Origin of the sequence: Catellatospora sp. NPDC049609 (genome assembly GCF_040675365.1) — a bacterium.
GTDB lineage: Bacteria > Actinomycetota > Actinomycetes > Mycobacteriales > Micromonosporaceae > Catellatospora.
This window is the reverse complement of sequence record NZ_JBFAOU010000009.1, coordinates 92,751-110,470: the sequence shown is the minus strand read 5'-3', so window position 1 is coordinate 110,470 and position 17,720 is coordinate 92,751. Positions and strand designations below refer to the sequence as shown.

General features: G+C 73.0%; 11 protein-coding genes. 9 read left to right on the top strand and 2 right to left on the bottom strand.

The features are described 5' to 3' along the window. Positions 1 to 184: 184 nt before the first annotated feature. On the top strand, positions 185 to 718 hold the full coding sequence (locus AB0J67_RS04710) for a hypothetical protein (protein WP_363476227.1): 534 nt from the start codon (positions 185 to 187) through the stop codon (positions 716 to 718). Further along, the gene (locus AB0J67_RS04705; protein ID WP_363476225.1) at positions 709 to 1,527 is read left to right on the top strand and encodes a hypothetical protein; all 819 of its coding nucleotides are present in this window, start codon (positions 709 to 711) and stop codon (positions 1,525 to 1,527) included. Before AB0J67_RS04710 ends, AB0J67_RS04705 begins: the two co-directional genes overlap by 10 nt. Here the strand turns inward: AB0J67_RS04705 and AB0J67_RS04700 are convergent. Further along, positions 1,473 to 2,138, bottom strand: a complete 666-nt coding sequence (locus tag AB0J67_RS04700) for a M15 family metallopeptidase (RefSeq protein WP_363476249.1) — start codon at positions 2,136 to 2,138, stop codon at positions 1,473 to 1,475. The two genes, AB0J67_RS04705 and AB0J67_RS04700, sit on opposite strands and share 55 nt — an antisense overlap. 189 nt (positions 2,139 to 2,327) lie before the next feature. Beyond that, a complete protein-coding gene (locus AB0J67_RS04695; RefSeq protein ID WP_363476223.1) occupies positions 2,328 to 5,339 on the bottom strand; it encodes a BTAD domain-containing putative transcriptional regulator in 3,012 nt (1,003 codons plus the stop codon). A 227-nt stretch (positions 5,340 to 5,566) separates the two neighbouring features. Here AB0J67_RS04695 and AB0J67_RS04690 point away from each other — a divergent pair, with 227 nt between their 5' ends. The 7 genes from AB0J67_RS04690 to tmk all read left to right on the top strand — a co-directional run bounded on the left by AB0J67_RS04690 (position 5,567) and on the right by tmk (position 17,632). Beyond that, on the top strand, positions 5,567 to 9,340 hold the full coding sequence (locus AB0J67_RS04690) for a S8 family serine peptidase (RefSeq protein ID WP_363476222.1): 3,774 nt from the start codon (positions 5,567 to 5,569) through the stop codon (positions 9,338 to 9,340). Positions 9,341 to 9,477: 137 nt separating this feature from the next. Next, a complete protein-coding gene (locus tag AB0J67_RS04685) occupies positions 9,478 to 10,470 on the top strand; it encodes a helix-turn-helix domain-containing protein (RefSeq protein WP_363476220.1) in 993 nt (330 codons plus the stop codon). Positions 10,471 to 10,583: 113 nt separating this feature from the next. Then, complete coding sequence (locus AB0J67_RS04680) at positions 10,584 to 10,988, top strand: hypothetical protein (protein WP_363476218.1); 405 nt, start codon at positions 10,584 to 10,586, stop codon at positions 10,986 to 10,988. Next, positions 10,985 to 11,338, top strand: a complete 354-nt coding sequence (locus AB0J67_RS04675) for a hypothetical protein (RefSeq protein ID WP_363476217.1) — start codon at positions 10,985 to 10,987, stop codon at positions 11,336 to 11,338. Before AB0J67_RS04680 ends, AB0J67_RS04675 begins: the two co-directional genes overlap by 4 nt. A gap of 277 nt (positions 11,339 to 11,615) precedes the next feature. Further along, the gene (topA, locus tag AB0J67_RS04670) at positions 11,616 to 14,465 is read left to right on the top strand and encodes a type I DNA topoisomerase (protein ID WP_363476215.1); all 2,850 of its coding nucleotides are present in this window, start codon (positions 11,616 to 11,618) and stop codon (positions 14,463 to 14,465) included. Between the two features lie 101 nt (positions 14,466 to 14,566). Next, on the top strand, positions 14,567 to 15,196 hold the full coding sequence (locus AB0J67_RS04665) for a TetR/AcrR family transcriptional regulator (protein ID WP_363476213.1): 630 nt from the start codon (positions 14,567 to 14,569) through the stop codon (positions 15,194 to 15,196). 327 nt (positions 15,197 to 15,523) lie between these two features. After that, entirely contained in the window at positions 15,524 to 17,632 is a 2,109-nt protein-coding gene (gene tmk / locus AB0J67_RS04660; protein ID WP_363476247.1) for a dTMP kinase, read from the top strand. Positions 17,633 to 17,720 lie beyond the last annotated feature (88 nt).

Below are 17,720 nucleotides of genomic sequence, written 5' to 3'. Positions count from 1 at the left end.
CGCCGCTCTTCCTCTCTGCGCGGACGGGCCCCCCGCCCCGGGGGGAGGGCGCCGCCGTGCTTTGTCCGGGCCCAGCCGTCCATCCTGGCGCGAGCGGCCGCGGCGCCGTCCACTTCGCCCGGGTCACGCGGTACATCGGTGCAAGATCACCGCGCGGGTGGGCGGCGGAGTTAGGCTGCACCTCATGCGTAGGGGCCGCGTGGGGTTCGTGTCGCTGCTGACGGTGGCGGCGGGGCTGCTCGGCGGGTGCATGGCGGAGGGGCCGCCGCCGCGGGTGTGGGCAGCGTCGGTGTGCTCGGCGCTGAACCCGTGGCGGGACGAGATCGCCACGCTGACCACGCGCGCGCAGCAGCAGACTCCGCAGGCGACCACGCCCCAGCAGGCCAAGGAGAACCTGGTCCGGATGCTGGAGGGCGCCCGCGACGCCAGCGAGAAGGCCCGCGGCAGGGTCGAGGCGGTGGGTGTGCCCGAGGTGGACGACGGCCCCGAGATAGCCGACGGGGTGACCGGCTCGCTGGCCAAGGTGCGCGACGCGTACGGCCGCGCCGGCGAGGCGATGCGCGCCCTGCCCACCGACGACGCGGCGAAGTTCTACGACGACGTCTCCGCGGTCATGGTGACGCTGCAGCGCGAGTACGACGCCAGCGCGCTGGACACCGGCTCGCTGCGCTCGACCGAGCTGCAGCAGGCCTTCGGCGAGGTGCCGGAGTGTCTCTGAACCGCCAGCTCGCCATGTTCTCCGCGGAGTCGGCCCGGCCGTCCGCGTACGACCTGTCGGGGCTGCTCATCGGGCCCGGCCAGGTGACGCGGATGGGCGGCACGGCGCGGGTGTCGGTGGTGGTGGAGGCGGCCTGGCGGGTGCACGCGCTGGCGGCCGAGTTCACCGCGCGCGGCCTGGAGACCAGCTGGGAGCCGGCCGCGATCGAGGGCCACTTCGGCGTGCGCACCGCGTACACCGGGATGCTGGCGCCGCTGGCCGAGGCGTGGCTGCGCGGCGCGGGCAAGCGCCCGCCGGCGGGCTTCGCGCTGGACGGGGCGCGGCTGCGGCTGTGGTTCGCGGCCGCGGGCACGGTCGACCCCGAGGGCGACGGCGCGGTGCTGCGGCTCGGCGCGAACGACGAGCACTGCTCGGCGGTGGCGCTGCGCGCGTTCACCGCGCTGGCGTGCGTGGCGGAGCTGGGCCGCGGCCCGGCGCTGCGGATCAGCGGGCGGCGCCGGGTGGCCCGGCTCCGCGAGCTGATCGGCGAGCGTCCCGCCGCCGCCCCGCCGGGCGCCTGGCCGGGCGACCGGCCCGAGCCGGAGAACCTGCCGGACCCGGCGGAGGACGCCGCGCGGCCTGATCGTGTGCCGCGCGCGCCGCGCCGCCCGAGCGCCGAGGCGCCGGGCCAGTTGACCGCCGACGCCGACTGGGCCGCGGGCGGGTCGACGGCGGGCGCCGACCCCTCCGCAGGCGGCGAGACGATCGTGGCGGGTCAGTTGACGGCGGGCACCGGCCGTGCCGCGGGCAGCGAGCTGACCGGGCCGTAGCGGGCCACCGGCGCCCCGGTGACGTGCGCCCAGTACCGGTCGCCGTAGGACCAGTGCCACCACTCCGTGGGGTAGTTGACCATGCCGACCGAGGTGAGCGCGTCGGCCAGATACCGGCGGTGGCGCGCGGCCTCGGCCGAGACGTTGGCGGAGTCGGTGTGGCAGGCCTCGCTGTCGGTGTCGTTGACCTGCGTGCCCATCCACAGCTCGGTGCCGTCGGCGGTGCACAGCGTGAGGTCCACCGCGGCGCCCGCGACGTGCGGCGCGACCTCCGGCGGGGAGATGTAGCGGCTGGCGCGGCGGTGATACCAGCTCTCGTCGTGGCCGGGCTGGATGGCGCGCAGCCGGTCCTTGTGCGCCTCGAAGTAGTGCCGCTGCAGCGACATCGGCCGGTAGCACTCGACGATCAGCAGCCGCAGCCCGGCGGGCAGCAGCGTCTGCGCGGTGACCAGGCGGTCCACCACGCTCAGCCGGACATGCGCGTAGGCGCCCGCGGAGTCCGCGAGGCGCGAGTCGAGGCGCAGTGCGCCCACGGTGCGTAGATCCACCAGACGTTCGTCGCACTCGGCGACCGGTGTCTCCACGACGGCAGCATCCGACAGCAGCACCATCTCCGCCACGGCATCCCCTCCCCGGAGCAGGCAACGATCGGCGCGTCCGACGGTCCCCCGTCCGGCCGGTCGCTCCCTGGCGCCGGGCCGGGTGGCTCGCCCCGTGCCGAGCCACCCGTACCTCCGACAGGAAGAAGAGTCGCAGGGACCGCTGGAACTTTTCTGTAATCGCCGCAGCGGGGCGCGGAATCAGGCCGTGAGCTCGTGGTATTCACGGGCGCCGTGGTCGTGGAACACCCGGCGGGCGTGCTCGCGCGCGATCCGCGCCCCCGCGTCGTCGCCGCGGGCGGCCAGCAGCAGCGCCCGGTCGCGGTCGATGCGGGCCTGCCAGACCGGCACCTCCATCGACTGCCAGATGTCGCGGGCCGCGTCGAGGCAGGCCTCGGCCAGGTCGAGGCGGTCCTGCGCGAGATGGAGCTGGCCGAGCACGCGCAGGGTGGCGCCCTGCCCCCAGCGGTCGCCCATGGTGTGGCTGATCGACAGCGCCCACTCCAGCCGGGGCAGCGCCTCGTCGGGCCGGCCCTGGCGCAGGTGCGTCTTGGCCAGCGCCCGCACCGCGTACGCCTCCATCAGCTCGTCGCCCAGCTCGTGGAAGATCGCGACGGACTCGTCGCAGCGCTGCTCGGCCTGCGCCCACTCGTCGCGGGCCCGGTGGTAGAGCCCGAGCGTGCGCAGCGTGTGCCCCTCGCCCAGCCGGCTGCCGGCCCGCCGGTACGCCGCCAGCGACGCGTTCAGGTCGGCCAGCGCGCCCGGGTAGTCGCCGAGTTCGAGCCGCACCGACCCGGCGATGCGCCGGGAGTACCCGATGCCGATGTCGTCCCCGGCCTGCTCCAGCAGCGCCGCGGCCTGGTCGAGGAAGTGCACCCCCTCGGCGAACCGGCCCGGCTCGCGGCAGGCGATGCCCAGCCCGGCCAGCGCGGCGGCCTGTCCCGGCGGGTCGCCCAGCTCGCGGAACAGGCTCAGCGAGGCCCGGAAGTGCTGCCGCGCCTCGGTGTAGCGGTCCTGGTCGTAGCGCAGCTGGCCGAGCTCGGTCAGGATCACGGCCTCGTCGTGCGGCTTGCCCGCGCGCCGGGCCGCGGTCAGCGCCGCCTCGATCACCCGGGTGCGCGTGTCGAACCGGCCCGCGCCCATGAACGCCGACGCGTTGCGCGCCGAGGCGAACTCGCAGACCAGGTCGTGCAGACCCAGGGCGAGCGCGCGCTCCACCCCGGAGGCCAGCGCGGACTGCTCCGCCTCGAACCAGTCCCAGGGGTCCGCGATGACCAGCGCGGTCAGCTCGTCCGCGACGTCGTGCGGGCGCATCGGCCGCCGCCAGCGGATCTCGGCGGGCGGCGAGTCGGCGGCGGTGCGGTGGATCAGGGCCAGCCAGCCGCGCAGCGCCCGGGCCACCGCCTCGGCCAGGTCGTCGGCGGGCTCCTCCAGCGCCGCACACTCGCGGGCGTACAGCCGGATCAGGTCGTGCAGCCGGTAGCGCAGGCCGCCCATGCGGTCGACCCCGATGAACTCGACCAGGTGCGCGTCCACCAGCTGCTCGACCAGTTCCTCGGCCGCGGCGAGGCTCGTCTCGACCAGCCAAGACACCACCCAGGGCGAGAAGTCGGGCACGCCGAACCAGCCGAGCCGGCGCAGCGTCGAGCGGGTCTGCGGGTCGAGCGCGCGGTAGCTCAGCTCGATGCTGCTGCGTACGCCGACGTCGCCGGCGGACAGGTGGTTGAGCCGCCGGCTCTCGTCGGCCAGCCGGTCGGCCAGCGGCTTGAGCGGCAGCGCGCGGCGGCCCGCCAGCCGGGCGCTGACGATCCGCAGCGCCAGCGGCAGGTTGCCGCAGTACGCCGTGATCCGGCGCGCCGCCTCGACGTCCTCGTCGACCCGCGCGTCGCCGGCCAGGCGGCGCAGCAGGAGCAGCGCCTCCTCTTCGTCGAGCACCCGCAGGTCGGTCAGCGTGGTGCCGGACAGCCCGGCGAGCCGGTCCCGGCTGGTGATGACGACCGCGCAGCCGGGGCGTCCCGGCAGCAGCGGGCGCACCTGCTGCTCGGAGACGGCGTCGTCGAGCACGATCAGCATCCGCCGCTGGGCCAGCAGCGTCCGGTAGAGGTCGGCCCGCTCCCCGGTGCCCTCGGGCAGCTGCGCCTGCTCCACCCCGAGCGCGCGCAGGAACCGGGCCAGCACCTCGCCCGGGTCGGCCGGGGCGTCGCTCATGCCGCGCAGCTCCGCGTAGAGCTGGCCGTCGGGGAAGTCCTCGGCGAGCCGGTGCCCGACGGCGACGGCCAGGGTCGACTTCCCGGTGCCGCCCGGCCCGGCGATGATCTGCGTGGCCGGTGCGCCGCCCGCCGGGCGCAGCGCCGCCGTCAGCGCTCCGAGCTCGGCGGCCCGGCCGGTGAAGTCGGCGGGCACCGGCGGGAGCTGGGCCGGCACCGGCCGGACCGTGCCCGGCCCGGCCTGCTCCGGCGAGGCGGCCAGCTGCTCGGTCTCCCCGCGCAGGATCGCGTGGTGCAGCGCCGTCAGCTCCGCGCCGGGCTCCACGCCCAGCTCCTCGATGAGCGCCTCGCGCGCCTCGCGGTAGCAGGCCAGCGCCTCGGCCTGCCGGCCCAGCCGGTAGAGCACCGTCATCAGCTGGCCGCGCAGCCGCTCGTTGGTGGGATGCCGTCCGACGAGCACCGTCAGCTCGCCGGCCAGGTGCCCCCATTGGCCCGCCGCGATCTCCGCCGCGATGCGCTCCTCGACCGCCGCCGTACGCAGCCCGTCCAGGCGTGCCGCCTCGGCCGCCAGGCCGGAGTCCTCCAGCCCGGACAGTGCCGGGCCCGTCCACAGCTCGCCCGCCCGGCGCAGCAGCGCGGCGGCGCGCGGGTGGTCGCCCGCCGCCGCGGCGGCCCGTCCCTCGCCCAGCAGCCGGGCGAAGACCGCGCTGTCGAGGGTGTCGGGGTCGACGCGCGCGACGTACCCGGGGGAGGCGGTGGTGATGACGTCTCCGGCGCCGTGCCTGGCGAGCGCGCGGCGCAGCGTGGACACGTACGTCTGGATGAGCGCGCGGGCGGTGTCGGGCGGGTCGTCGCCCCACAGGATGTCGACCAGGCTGCCGGTCGCCACGACCCGGCCGTGCTCCAGCAGCAGGGCGGCGAGCAGCGCCTTGGGCTTCGCGCCGCCGAGCGGCACGGGCTGCCCGCCGTCGTGGGCGGAGACGGGGCCGAGCAGCCGGAACTCCACCGCACACCCCTTCGCCGCGCCGCACGCTCGGCACAGCGTAGGCCGCCGGATGCGGGTCCGGCCAGCTCACGAGCACTGATCAAGGACCAAGGGCGGTGTCGCGGCGGTCTGGCGGTCTGCTCGCAGTGACGGTGGCGCTACCAGCGGGTTGGCGGAGTTTCGCCATGGCGCAACTCCGCCACCGTGACCTATTCACCTGTGCCGTGGTAGGCCGGTAGACCCTTGTCATGTTCTCCCCCTCGTCACGTTCCCCCCTCTGGCGCAGGCGCTGGCGGCTGATTTCCGCGGCCAGCACGCTGCCGCTGCTGGCGGCCGGCTCGGCTGTCCTGCAGGCGCCCGCGCAGGCCGCCCCGCAGCGGCCCGCGGTGCAGGCCAAGCCCACCGCGACCCACCAGGTCACGCTGGTCACCGGTGACGTCGTCACGGTCACCACGCTGGCCGACGGCAAGCAGATCGCCGACGTCGACCGCCCGGACAGCGCCGTCGGCGGCGTCCGCATGCAGCAGATCATGGGCGACATCTACGTCATCCCGGACGAGGCCCTGGGCCTGCTGGCCGCGGACAAGCTCGACAAGCGCCTGTTCAACGTCACCGACCTGATCGAGATGGGCTACGACGACGCGAAGTCGGGCGGCGTGCCGCTGATCGCGACGTACGCGCCGAGCAAGGCCCGCACCGCGACCGAGCCCGCCGCCCCCCAGGGCAGCAAGGTGGTCCGCCGGCTGAAGGGCATCCGCGGCGCCGCACTGAAGGCCGACAAGAAGCAGGCCCGCACCTTCTGGACCGCCGTCGCACCACAGGGCAGTGCGACGCAGCCCCAGACGGCCGCGGCAGCCCGGCCGAAGCCGGTGCTCGGCGCCGGGGTCGCGAAGCTGTGGCTGGACGGCCGGGTCGAGGTCAACCTCAAGGAGAGCGTGCCGCTGATCGGCGCGCCCGAGGCCTGGGCGGCCGGCTACACCGGCGACGGGGTCAAGGTGGCGGTGCTGGACACCGGCATCGACGTCAACCACCCGGACCTGAAGGACCAGATCGACGCCACCGCGAGCTTCGTGCCCGGTGAGGCGATCACCGACATCAACGGGCACGGCACCCACGTGGCCGGCACCATCGTCGGCACCGGCGGCGCGTCCGGCGGCGACAACAAGGGCGTCGCCCCCGACGCCGACCTGATCGTCGGCAAGGTGCTCGGCGGCGTGGAGGGCTACGGCCAGGACTCCTGGATCATCGCCGGCATGGAGTGGGCCGCCCAGCAGGGCGCCGACGTCGTCAACATGAGCCTCGGCGACAGCTACCCGACCGACGGCAGCGACCCGATGTCGCAGACGGTCGACGCGCTGTCCGCGCAGTACGGCACGCTGTTCGTGATCGCCGCCGGCAACGCGGGCCCGGAGAGCATCTCCACCCCGGGCGCGGCCGCCTCGGCGCTGACCGTGGCCGCCACCAACAAGCAGGACGAGCTGGCGTACTTCTCCAGCACCGGCCCGCTGGCGTTCTCCGGCGGCATGAAGCCGGACATCGCGGCGCCCGGCGTGGACATCACCGCGGCCCGCTCGCAGGAGATGACCGACGGCGGCGAAGGCCTCTACCGCACCATCAGCGGCACCTCGATGGCCACCCCGCACGTGGTCGGCGCGGCGGCGATCCTGGCCGAGCAGCACCCGGACTGGACCGGCGCGCAGCTCAAGGAGCACCTGATGAGCACCGCGAAGGGCCTGGCCGAGTGGTACTCGCCGTACGAGGTGGGCACCGGACGCCTGGACGTGGCCGCCGCCGTGCGCGCCACCGTCCGCGGCACCGGCTCGCTCTTCTTCGGCAACTACACGTGGCCGCACGAGCCCACCGACGTGGCCGTGACGAAGGACGTGACCTTCACCAACACCGGCGCCACCGACGTCACGCTGAACCTGGCGCTGACCAACGCCGGCGGCCCGTTCACGCTCGGCGCGTCGACGGTGACCGTCCCGGCCGGCGGCAAGGCCACGGTCCCGGTCACCGGCGACCCGCAGGTGGCCTCCGCGGGCCGTCACGTCGGCTACGTGGTGGGCACCGACGCGAGCACCGGCCAGCCGGTGACCCGCACCTCGGTGGCGCTGCTGAAGGAGGAGGAGCGCTACAACCTGACCATCAAGCTGGTCGGCCGCGACGGCAAGCCCGCCTCGGGCTACGTCGGCATCAACCTGGCCGGTGACCAGTGGCCGTGGTCGGCGTACATCGAGGGCTCGCTCACCATGCGGATGATGCCGGGCACCTACTCGGTGGTCGGCGCGCTGGACGTGCCCGGCGAGAAGCCCGACCGCTCCGGCATGGTCGTGCTGGCCGACCCGGAGGTCGTGCTCAACGGCTCCGGCGCCGAGGTGGTGCTGGACGCGAGCAAGGCGCACCTGCTGGAGACCGCGGCGCCGCAGCGCACCGAGGACCGCCAGCGCAAGATCGACCTGAACATCCACTACCCGAACACCGACTCCTGGTACGACTTCCGCAACGCGTTCCAGATCCCACCGGCGGTCGACGACCTGTACGTGGCGCCGACGGAGCCGATGACGCAGGGCGGTGAGTTCGTGCTCACCACGCGCTGGCGCAAGGGTGAGCCAATGCTCGACCTGAGCGTGCTGGGCGGCCGGGTCCGCTTCGACGCCCTCACCCAGCCGGGCGGCCTGCAGGACACCGGCACGGACACCCTGCGCACGGTCTTCGCCGGCAAGGGCGCGGCGGCCGACTACGCCAAGGTCAACGCCAAGGGCAAGGTCGCGGTCATCCAGCGCAGCGACGAGGTCGCGCCGGAGGAGCGCACCGCGGCCGCCATCGCGGCGGGGGCGAAGGCGCTGGTCGTCGTCAACGACGGCGTCGGCGGCCTGATGGAGTACGTCGGCGAGTCGACGATCCCGGTGGCCACCGTGCACCGCGACGCGGGCAAGGCCGTCATCGCGATGGCGAAGTTCGGTCTCCCGCTGACGGTGAAGCGGACGGAGTACACGCCGTTCGTCTACGACCTGACCCGCGACTACCCGGGCCAGGTGCCGGACCGGCCGCTGGTCTACAAGCCGACCCAGCGCGAACTGGCGAAGATCGACAACCGGTTCTACAACGGGGCGACCCCCGGTGACGGCAGCGGCTACCGCTACGACCTGACCCTGTCGCCCTCGCTCGGCTTCCACGAGCGCGAGTGGCACCCGGGCACCCGGGTCGACTGGGTGACCCCGGACCAGGTCTGGGTGGAGTCGCACGGCCAGAACGTCGCGGGCAACCTGCCGTGGGCCATGGTGTCGGGCACCGACACGTACCGGGCGAACACCACCACCCGTCTGGACTGGTTCGCCCCGCTGAGCCGTCCCGCCCAGAGCAACTCGTTCGGGGTGTACAACTCCCGGGCGCGGGACTACATGACCTGGAACGTGCAGGCCTGGGCCTCGTCGGCGGAGAACATGCGGCTCGGCGGCTACCTGCCGTGGGGCGAGACCCCCTCGCAGCTGTGGGTGTACCAGGGCGACACCCTGATCGAGCACAACGACATGAGCGGGGACATGCAGTTCGGCCAGGTGCCGCCGGGCAACCTGCCCTACCGCGTGGTGCTGGCCGCGGAGCGGCCCGGTGACGTCTTCCGGCTGTCGACCCGCACGCACACCGAGTGGACGTTCATGTCCGACACCGTCGACTCGGACTACTTCCAGCGGTTCTCGGTGCTGAACCTGGACTACAAGCTGGATACCGACCTGCACGGCGACGTGAAGGCGGGTGACGTGCAGCAGATCTCGCTGCATCCGGTGTCGATGGACGGCGGCACCGTGCCCGGCGCCGTCACCAAGGTGACGCTCGACGTCTCCTACGACGACGGAGCCAGCTGGCAGAAGGTGACCCTGACCAAGGGCGCCGGCGGCAGGTGGACCGGTCAGTTCAAGACCGCGAAGAAGGCGGGCGGCTTCATCTCGGTGCGCGCGAGCGCCGAGACGAACGCCGGGTACAGCGTGAAGAACGAGGTCATCCGGGCGTACGGCCTGCGATGAGCACCAAGAACGGGCCCCGGGGAGGCGACTCCCCGGGGCCCTTCCCGTCGCACCCCTCGCCATCAGGGGCTATTCAGGATCCACCGGCATGGCGCATACTCTCCCCGCTGCGACGCGCGGAAGGGGGTCGGTCGCCGATGCTGGGAGCGCTCGGGCTCGCACCCGACGAGGAGGCCGTCTACCGTGCGCTGCTCGCCCGGCCGAGTGCCACCGCGATGCTGCTGGCCGACGCCTTGGAGCTGCCCGAGCCGGCCGTCGACAAGAGCCTGAACCGCCTGGTCGACTGGGGCCTGGCGCTGCGCTCCGGTGGTGAGGCGTTCATCGCCGCGCCGCCGGCGATGGCGCTGGGCGCGCTGATCACCGAGCGCCGCGACGGGCTGCGCATGGCGGAGCAGGCCCTGGTGTCGCTCGCCGAGGAGCACCGCGCGTCCGTCGCCGGGCGCAGCATCAACGACCTGATCGAGGTGGTGACGGGCGTGGACGCCATCCGGCTGCGCTTCCAGCAGGTGCAGCAGGCGGCCCGGCGGGAGATCCGCAACTTCGTCACCGCGCCCTACATCGCGGTGCGGCCGGGCCAGAACTCCCAGGAGGACGCCGCGGCCCGCCGCGGGGTCCGGTTCCGGGTGGTGCTGGAGCGCGCCGTGCTGGCCGAGCCGGACATCGTCGCGGAGGTCGTCGACTCGCTGCACCGCGGGGTCGAGCTGCGGGTCGTCGACAGCCTGCCGATGAAGCTGATCCTGGCCGACGAGGACCTGGCCCTGGTGCCGATCACGGCCTCGCTCGCCACGCCGCCCGGCAGCGAGCCCGGCGCCGTGCTGCTGCACCGCAGCGGGCTGCTCTCCGCGCTGGAGGCGCTGTTCGAGACGGTGTGGCTGCGCGCGTACCCGCTGGAGCTGTCCGCCTTCGGGGGTGAGCTGCCCTACACCGAGCAGGAGGGCGACGGCCCGACCGAGCTGGACCGCCGCATCCTGTCGCTGCTGCTGTCCGGCCTCACCGACCAGGCCGTGGCGACCCAGCTCGACCTGTCCCTGCGTACGCTGCAGCGCCGGCTGCGCCACCTGATGGACCTCGCCGGCGTCGAGAGCCGCATGCAGCTCGGCTGGCACGCCGCCCGCCACGGCTGGGCCTGAGTGAAGGGTCGATGGGTCCCGACATCCACGGTAGTGTGGATGTCGTGGTGGTGGCATACGAGGACCTTCCGTTCAGCGAGTTCCTACATCGGCCGGGAGCTGCGGCCAAACGCTTGAGCGCGGTCCGCGCGCTGCGGTTGCGGCGCCGCGACGACGTCGACCTGGCACTGATGCGCGTGGACCAGATGGAGCGGGATGGTGTGGTGGTCGACTTCACGGCCCGCCTGCTGGCCAGCCTGGTCCGCACCCAGCCGGTGGACGTGGTCTGGGTGGCGGTCCGAGACGCACTGCCGTGGACGACGTTCCTGCCGGAGCACGACCAGGATGCGATGCTCACCGAGCTGGTCGAGGTGGCTCGGGGTGCGGCGAGCCTGGCCAACCTGTCGCCGGTCGCGGTGCTGCTGGAACAGTGGCGGCACACCGCGGAGGTGTACGCGGACCCGGCGCTGCTGGAGATCCTGCGACGTGAGCCCGAAGGAGATCTCGGGGCGGTGCCGGTCCCGGATGGCGACCGTTGAGCCCCAAACGCGGAGAACGGGCCGCGCCCCCGCCCGTCGAGGGCGAGTTTGACCTGCGCTTCGCCAACTCCGCCGCAGCCGATGGCTGGGACCAGCTCGCCCGCCAGGTCCCCGGCAATCTCCGGCGCGCCCACGACGCGATCCGTGCGTCTCCCCGCTCCATGGCCGCGCCCGACCGGCAGCACAGGCTGAAAGGTTCGCTCGGCACGGGGTTGTGGAAGGGCGAGGCTTACGAGCGCTGGCAGTACGAGGTCAGTGGCGGTGGCCGTGTCTGGTACCTGATCGACGACGAACGACGCACCGCCTGGCTCACGTATGCGGGCACGGGGCACCCGAGCGAGACCGAATGACCAGCGTACGGTCACGGCGATATCCGAGCGGGAATCCCCGTTGTCCGGATTGTGGCCTGGAGTATCGTGTCAGCGGTCACAGGAATGTGCCCGTACGTCGATGGGGTGCGTGACCCCCGGCGCACACTGAGCGTTACCTTGGACATCCGCGGCCGGTGTCGCAGCGCCGAGACGCCCGCCGCAGCCCGACCGCTGCGTAACCTCAGACGAGCCACCTCAGACCGAGCCGCCGGATTCACGGCGGTATCAGCCACCCGGACCACCGCGGAGAGAGAACGTGCCGACAGCTGCCAGGAACCGTCTCGTGATCGTCGAATCACCGGCGAAGGCGAAGACGATCTCGGGGTACCTCGGCCCGGGTTACGTCGTCGAAGCGAGCCTCGGGCACATTCGTGACCTGCCCGCAGGCGCGAAGCAGATGCCCGAGAAGTACAAGAAGGAGCCGTGGGCCTACCTCGGCGTCGACGTCGACAACGGCTTCGCTCCCGTATATATCGTCAACCCGGACCGGGCCAAGCACGTCACGCGCCTGAAGGCGCTGATGAAGGACGCCGACGAGGTCCTGCTCGCCACAGATGAGGACCGCGAGGGCGAGGCCATCGCCTGGCACCTGGTGGAGACGCTCAAGCCCAAGGTCCCGGTCAAGCGGATGGTCTTCCACGAGATCACCAAGCCGGCCATCCAGGCCGCGGTGGCCAACCCGCGCGACATCGACCGCGACCTGGTCGACGCGCAGGAGACCCGGCGCATCCTGGACCGGCTGTACGGCTACGACGTCTCCGCGGTGCTGTGGAAGAAGGTCCAGCGCGGCCTGTCCGCGGGTCGGGTGCAGTCGGTGGCCACCCGCATCGTGGTCGAGCGGGAGAAGCAGCGGATGGCGTTCCGCGCCGCCGACTACTGGGACATCACCGCGACGCTGGCCGTCGACAAGGCGAGCCAGACCGGGCCGCGCACGTTCACCGCGACGCTGATCGCGCTGGACGGCGACCGGATCGCCACCGGCAAGGACTTCGACCCGACGACGGGCCGGCTGCGTCCCGGCTCGGGCGTGGTGCAGCTCGACGGCGACGGGGCGCGGGGCCTGGCAGCCCGGCTCGACGGCCGGCCGTTCACGGTCACCCGGGTCGAGGAGAAGCCGTACCGGCGCAAGCCGTACGCGCCGTTCATCACCTCGACGCTGCAGCAGGAGGCGGCCCGCAAGCTGCGCTTCTCCTCGGCGGCGACGATGCGCACCGCGCAGCGGCTGTACGAGAACGGCTACATCACCTACATGCGTACCGACTCGGTGAACCTCTCCGAGTCGGCCATCGCCGCGGCCCGCACGCAGATCGCCGAGCTGTACGGCTCGGGCGCCGTGCCGCCGCAGCCGCGCCGCTACTCGGGCAAGGTGAAGAACGCGCAGGAGGCGCACGAGGCGATCCGCCCCGCGGGCGACACCTTCCGCACCCCGGGCGCGGTGCGCGGCGAGCTGTCCACCGAGGAGTACAAGCTCTACGAGCTGATCTGGCAGCGCACCATCGCGTCGCAGATGTCCGACGCGGTCGGCATGACGGTGAGCGTGCGCATCCGCGCGACCACCCCGCAGAACGAGGACGCCGACTTCGCCGCCAGCGGCCGGACCATCACCGACCCCGGCTTCCTGCGGGCGTACGTGGAGTCGTCCGACGACGAGTCCGCCGAGGCCGACGACGCCGAGCGCAAGCTGCCGGTGCTGGTCAAGGACCAGCGGCTGACCGAGGAGGGTCTGGAGGCGGTGGGCCACACCACCCAGCCGCCGGCCCGTTACACGGAGGCCTCGCTGGTCAAGGCGCTGGAGGAGCTGGGCATCGGCCGCCCGTCGACGTACGCGTCGATCATGCAGACGATCCAGGACCGCGGCTACGTGACCAAGCGGGGCCAGGCGCTGATCCCGACCTTCGTCGCGTTCGCGGTGATCGGGCTGCTGGAGCAGCACTACCCGCGGCTGGTCGACTACGGCTTCACCGCGGCGATGGAGGACCAGCTCGACCAGATCGCGGGCGGCGACGCCACCGCGCTGGAGTTCCTGACCTCCTTCTACTTCGGCTCGCCGACCGCCGAGGAAGGCTCGGTCGCGCAGGCGGGCGGCCTGAAGAAGCTGGTCACCGAGCACCTGGGCGCGATCGACGCGCGCAGCATCAACTCGATTCGGCTGTTCACCGACGACCAGGACCGCGACGTCGTGGTGCGGGTCGGCCGGTACGGGCCGTATCTGCAGCGCACGCCGCAGGGCGGCGGCAACGGCAAGGGCCCGGTGGGCGGGAACATCCCCGAGGAGGGCGACCCCGACACCGAGACCGCGGCCGAGGGCGACCGGGTGTCCATCCCGGAGGGCATCGCGCCCGACGAGCTGACCCCGGAGAAGGTCGAGGAGCTGTTCCTCGGCGGCGGCGGCGAGCGCAAGCTCGGCGAGCACCCGGAGACCGGCGAGCCGGTGGTGCTCAAGTCCGGCCGGTTCGGGCCGTACGTCTCCAGTGGCGAGGTGAACTCCTCCCTGCTGAAGAACCAGTCACCCGATCAGGTGACATTGGCCGACGCGCTGCGGCTGCTGTCGCTGCCGCGCCTGGTCGGCCGGGACGCCGAGGGGCAGGAGATCTTCGCCAAGAACGGGCGGTACGGCCCGTACATCGAGCGTGCCGGGGACTCCCGCTCGCTGGAGAGCGAGGACCAGCTCTTCACGGTCACCCTGGAGCAGGCGCTGACGCTGCTGGCCGCCCCGAAGCAGCGGGGCCGCCGGGCCGCCCAGCCGCCGCTGCGGGAGATGGGCGTCGACCCGCTGACCGACAAACCGCTGGTCATCAAGGACGGCCGGTTCGGGCCGTACGTCACCGACGGCGAGTCCAACGCGTCGCTGCGTCGTGGGCAGACCCCCGAGGGGCTGACCATCGAGCAGGCTTCCGAGATGCTTTCGGAGAAGCGGGCCAAGGGCCCGGCGCCGAAGAAGGCGCCCGCGAAGAAGGCCGCGCCGGCCAAGGCGACGAAGGCCGCGACCAAGGCCACGGCGGCCAAGAAGGCGACCACGGCCAAGGCGGCGACCGCGAAGAAGGCCGCCAAGAAGGCCACGCCGAGCGTGCCAAAGAAGGCCGCGGCGAAGAAGACGACGGGCTGACCGCTTACCGACCCTGCCCAGGGTCGTTGACTCTGGGTAGGGTGTCGAATGCGAGCGTGGCGCCGGTTCTCGGAACGCACGCCACGGTGAGGAGCGGATCAGTGTCCACACCAGCTGTCAGCGCCGGGCCGCTGCGCCGGGTCCCGGTGCAGGGCCGCAGTGTCGCGCGGGTGCAGCGCATGCTCGACGCGTGCGCTGAGTTGATCGACGAGGTCGGTTACGACGGCCTCAGCACCACGCTGCTGGCCGAGCGCGCCGGTGTCGCGATCGGTTCGGTCTACCAGTTCTTCCCGGACAAGCGGGCCATCGTGCAGGCGCTGACCCTGCGCAACGTCGAGGCCTACCTGGAGCGGCTGGCCGAGCGCATCCCCGCGGGTGAGCTGGCCCACTGGTGGGACGGCGTCGACGGGGCCATCGAGGAGTACATCGAGCTGCACCGCAGCGTGCCCGGCTTCCGGACGCTGCACTTCGGCGACGTGGTGGACGTGCACCTGATCGACCCGGAGCGCGACAACAACGCGGTCATCGCCGACCACCTGGCCGATCTGCTCATCCGCTTCCACAACGCGCCGGACTCGGCGGACCTGCGCTTCGCGCTGACCGTCTCGGTGGAGGCCGCCGACGCGCTGATCAAGCTCGCGTTCCGCCGTCACCCCGACGGCGACGCCGCGGTGCTGGCAGAATCGAAGCGGCTGGTGCGCGGCTACCTCCAGGCGTTCGCTCTCACCTGAGATCGGCGCTGGTGAGCCGTACCACTCCCTCATTTTTGTGGCAAGTCTTCAGGGTCGAACCAGGGTAGGCCCTCGCCGGGGCAGGACTAGAGTGAAGCCGCAGGACGCCCGGGCGCTATTGCCATGGCCGCGGTCAGCGCACCCGCTGACCCGAGTCGAGCGGGCAGTGACGCGGGAGGCAGTGCCATCAAGGACAGGGCCAGCAGTACGCCGGGAACGGGAGCGGACGCCGCACCGTTCCCGGCCGCCGTCGCGCAGGCGGATCTGAACGGCGCCGCCGAGCTGCGGGCCATCCTGCGCATCCGCCCCTTCCGCCGGCTCTGGCTGGTGCTGAGCGTGGCGTCGCTCGGTGACTGGCTGGGCCTGCTCGCCACCGCCACCTTCGCCTCCGCGCAGGTCAGCGGCAACGCCGCGAAGGGTCTGGCGTTCGGCTCGGTCATCGCCGTGCGCCTGCTGCCGGCGCTGGTGCTCGGGCCGCTGGCCGGGGTGATGGCCGACCGGTGGGACCGTCGCTACACCATGGTCATCTGTGACCTGGTGCGCTTCGTGCTGTTCTTCACGATCCCCACCGTCGCGCTGTACTCCACCGACGCCAAGATCACTGTCGGCTGGGCGGCGGTGGCGACCTTCATCATCGAGGCGATCACGCTGATCTGGATCCCGGCCAAGGACGCCGCGGTCCCGAACCTGATCCCCCGCGCCCGGCTGGAGGCCGCGAACCAGCTCACCCTCATCACGACGTACGGCATCACGCCGGTGCTCGCCGCGGCGGTGCTGGCCCTGCTCAACCAGCTCTACCAGTCGCTGGAGAAGTCCGGCGTCACCGTCGCGGCCTGGGCCGACCCGTCCAGCCTCGCGCTGTACTTCCTCGCCTTCTCCCGCCTGGCCACCGCGCTGGTGGTGTTCTTCGGCATCCGGGAGATCTCCGGCCACAACGGCGGCGCCAAGCAGAGCGACAGCATGCTGCGCCAGTTCGTCGACGGCTGGCGCTTCATCGGCACCACCCCGATGGTGCGCGGCCTGGTGCTGGGCATCCTCGGCGCGTTCGCGGCGGGCGGCGTGGTCATCGGCACCGGGCAGTTCTTCGCCTTCTCGCTGGGCGGCGGCGACGCCACCTTCGCCATCCTGTTCGCGGCGATCTTCATCGGCCTCGGGCTGGGCATCGCGCTCGGCCCGCGCCTGATCGGCGGCCTGTCCCGGCGGCGCTGGTTCTGCCTGAGCATCATGCTCGCCGGCGCGTCCGTGGCGCTGCTGTCGCTGGTCCCGCACCTGTCGCTGGCCGTCATCGGCGCGCTGCTGGTCGGCTCCGGCGCGGGCATGGCCTTCCTGTCCGGCACCACGCTGCTCGGCGGCGAGGTCGACGACGAGGTGCGCGGCCGGGTGTTCGCCGTGGTGCAGACCGGCACCCGGGTCGTGCTGATGCTCGCGATCTCGCTGTCCGGCGTGCTCGTCGGCCTGGGCGGCTCGCGCGACGTCGGCAACACCGGCGTGCCGATCTCCTCGACCCGGGTGCTGCTCGGCGTCGCGGGCGTGCTCGGCGTGCTGGCGGGTTTCTGGGCGCTGCGCCAGATGGACGACAAGCCCGGCGTGCCGCTGCTGCCCGACCTGATCAGCTCGATGCGCGGCCGCCCGCTCGGCCTCGCCGAGGTCAAGCCGGGCACCGGCGTGTTCATCGTGTTCGAGGGCGGCGAGGGCGCGGGCAAGTCGACCCAGATCGGGCTGCTGGCGCAGGCGCTGGCCGCCGAGGGGCGCGAGGTCGTGGTGACCCGCGAACCCGGCGCCACCGAGGTCGGCGCCCGCATCCGCAAGATGGTGCTGGAGACGCACACCACCACGTCCGGGCCGGTCGGCGCGGCCGCGCTCGCCCCGCGCGCCGAGGCGCTGCTCTACGCCGCCGACCGGGCCCACCACGTGTCCACCGTGGTGCGCCCCGCGCTGCGGCGCGGCGACATCGTCGTCTCCGACCGCTACGTCGACAGCTCCCTGGCCTACCAGGGCGCCGGGCGTACGCTGCCGGTCGACGAGGTCTCCTGGCTGTCCGCCTGGGCCACCGGCGGGCTCAAGCCCGACCTGGTCGTGCTGCTCGACGTCGACCCGAAGGTCGGCCTGGCCCGGGTCGGCCGCCGCGGCGAGGCCGACCGGCTGGAGCGCGAGTCGCTCGACTTCCACGAGCGGGTCCGGCAGGGCTTCCTCGACCTGGCCGCCGCGGATCCGGCCCGCTACCTGGTGCTCGACGGCACGCGGGACCAGGCGCAGCTCGCCGCGGAGATCGCGGCCCGGGTCGCCCGGCTGCTGCCCCCCGCGCCGCCGCATGAGGAGTCCGGTGACGGCACGGCGGGCCAGGCGCAGCCCGGTCCGGTCGGCCGGGTGCCCGCCCCGGGCGAGCCACCCACCGTCGACGGCACCCCGGCTGAGTTACGGGCCGGGCGCGGCTGACGCCTGACTCCGCACCGGCCGTCCCGGGCGGGTGCCGGCCGGGCACGTGGCGTCGACCGTGTCAGGACTCCCACGTACTGTCGGAGCG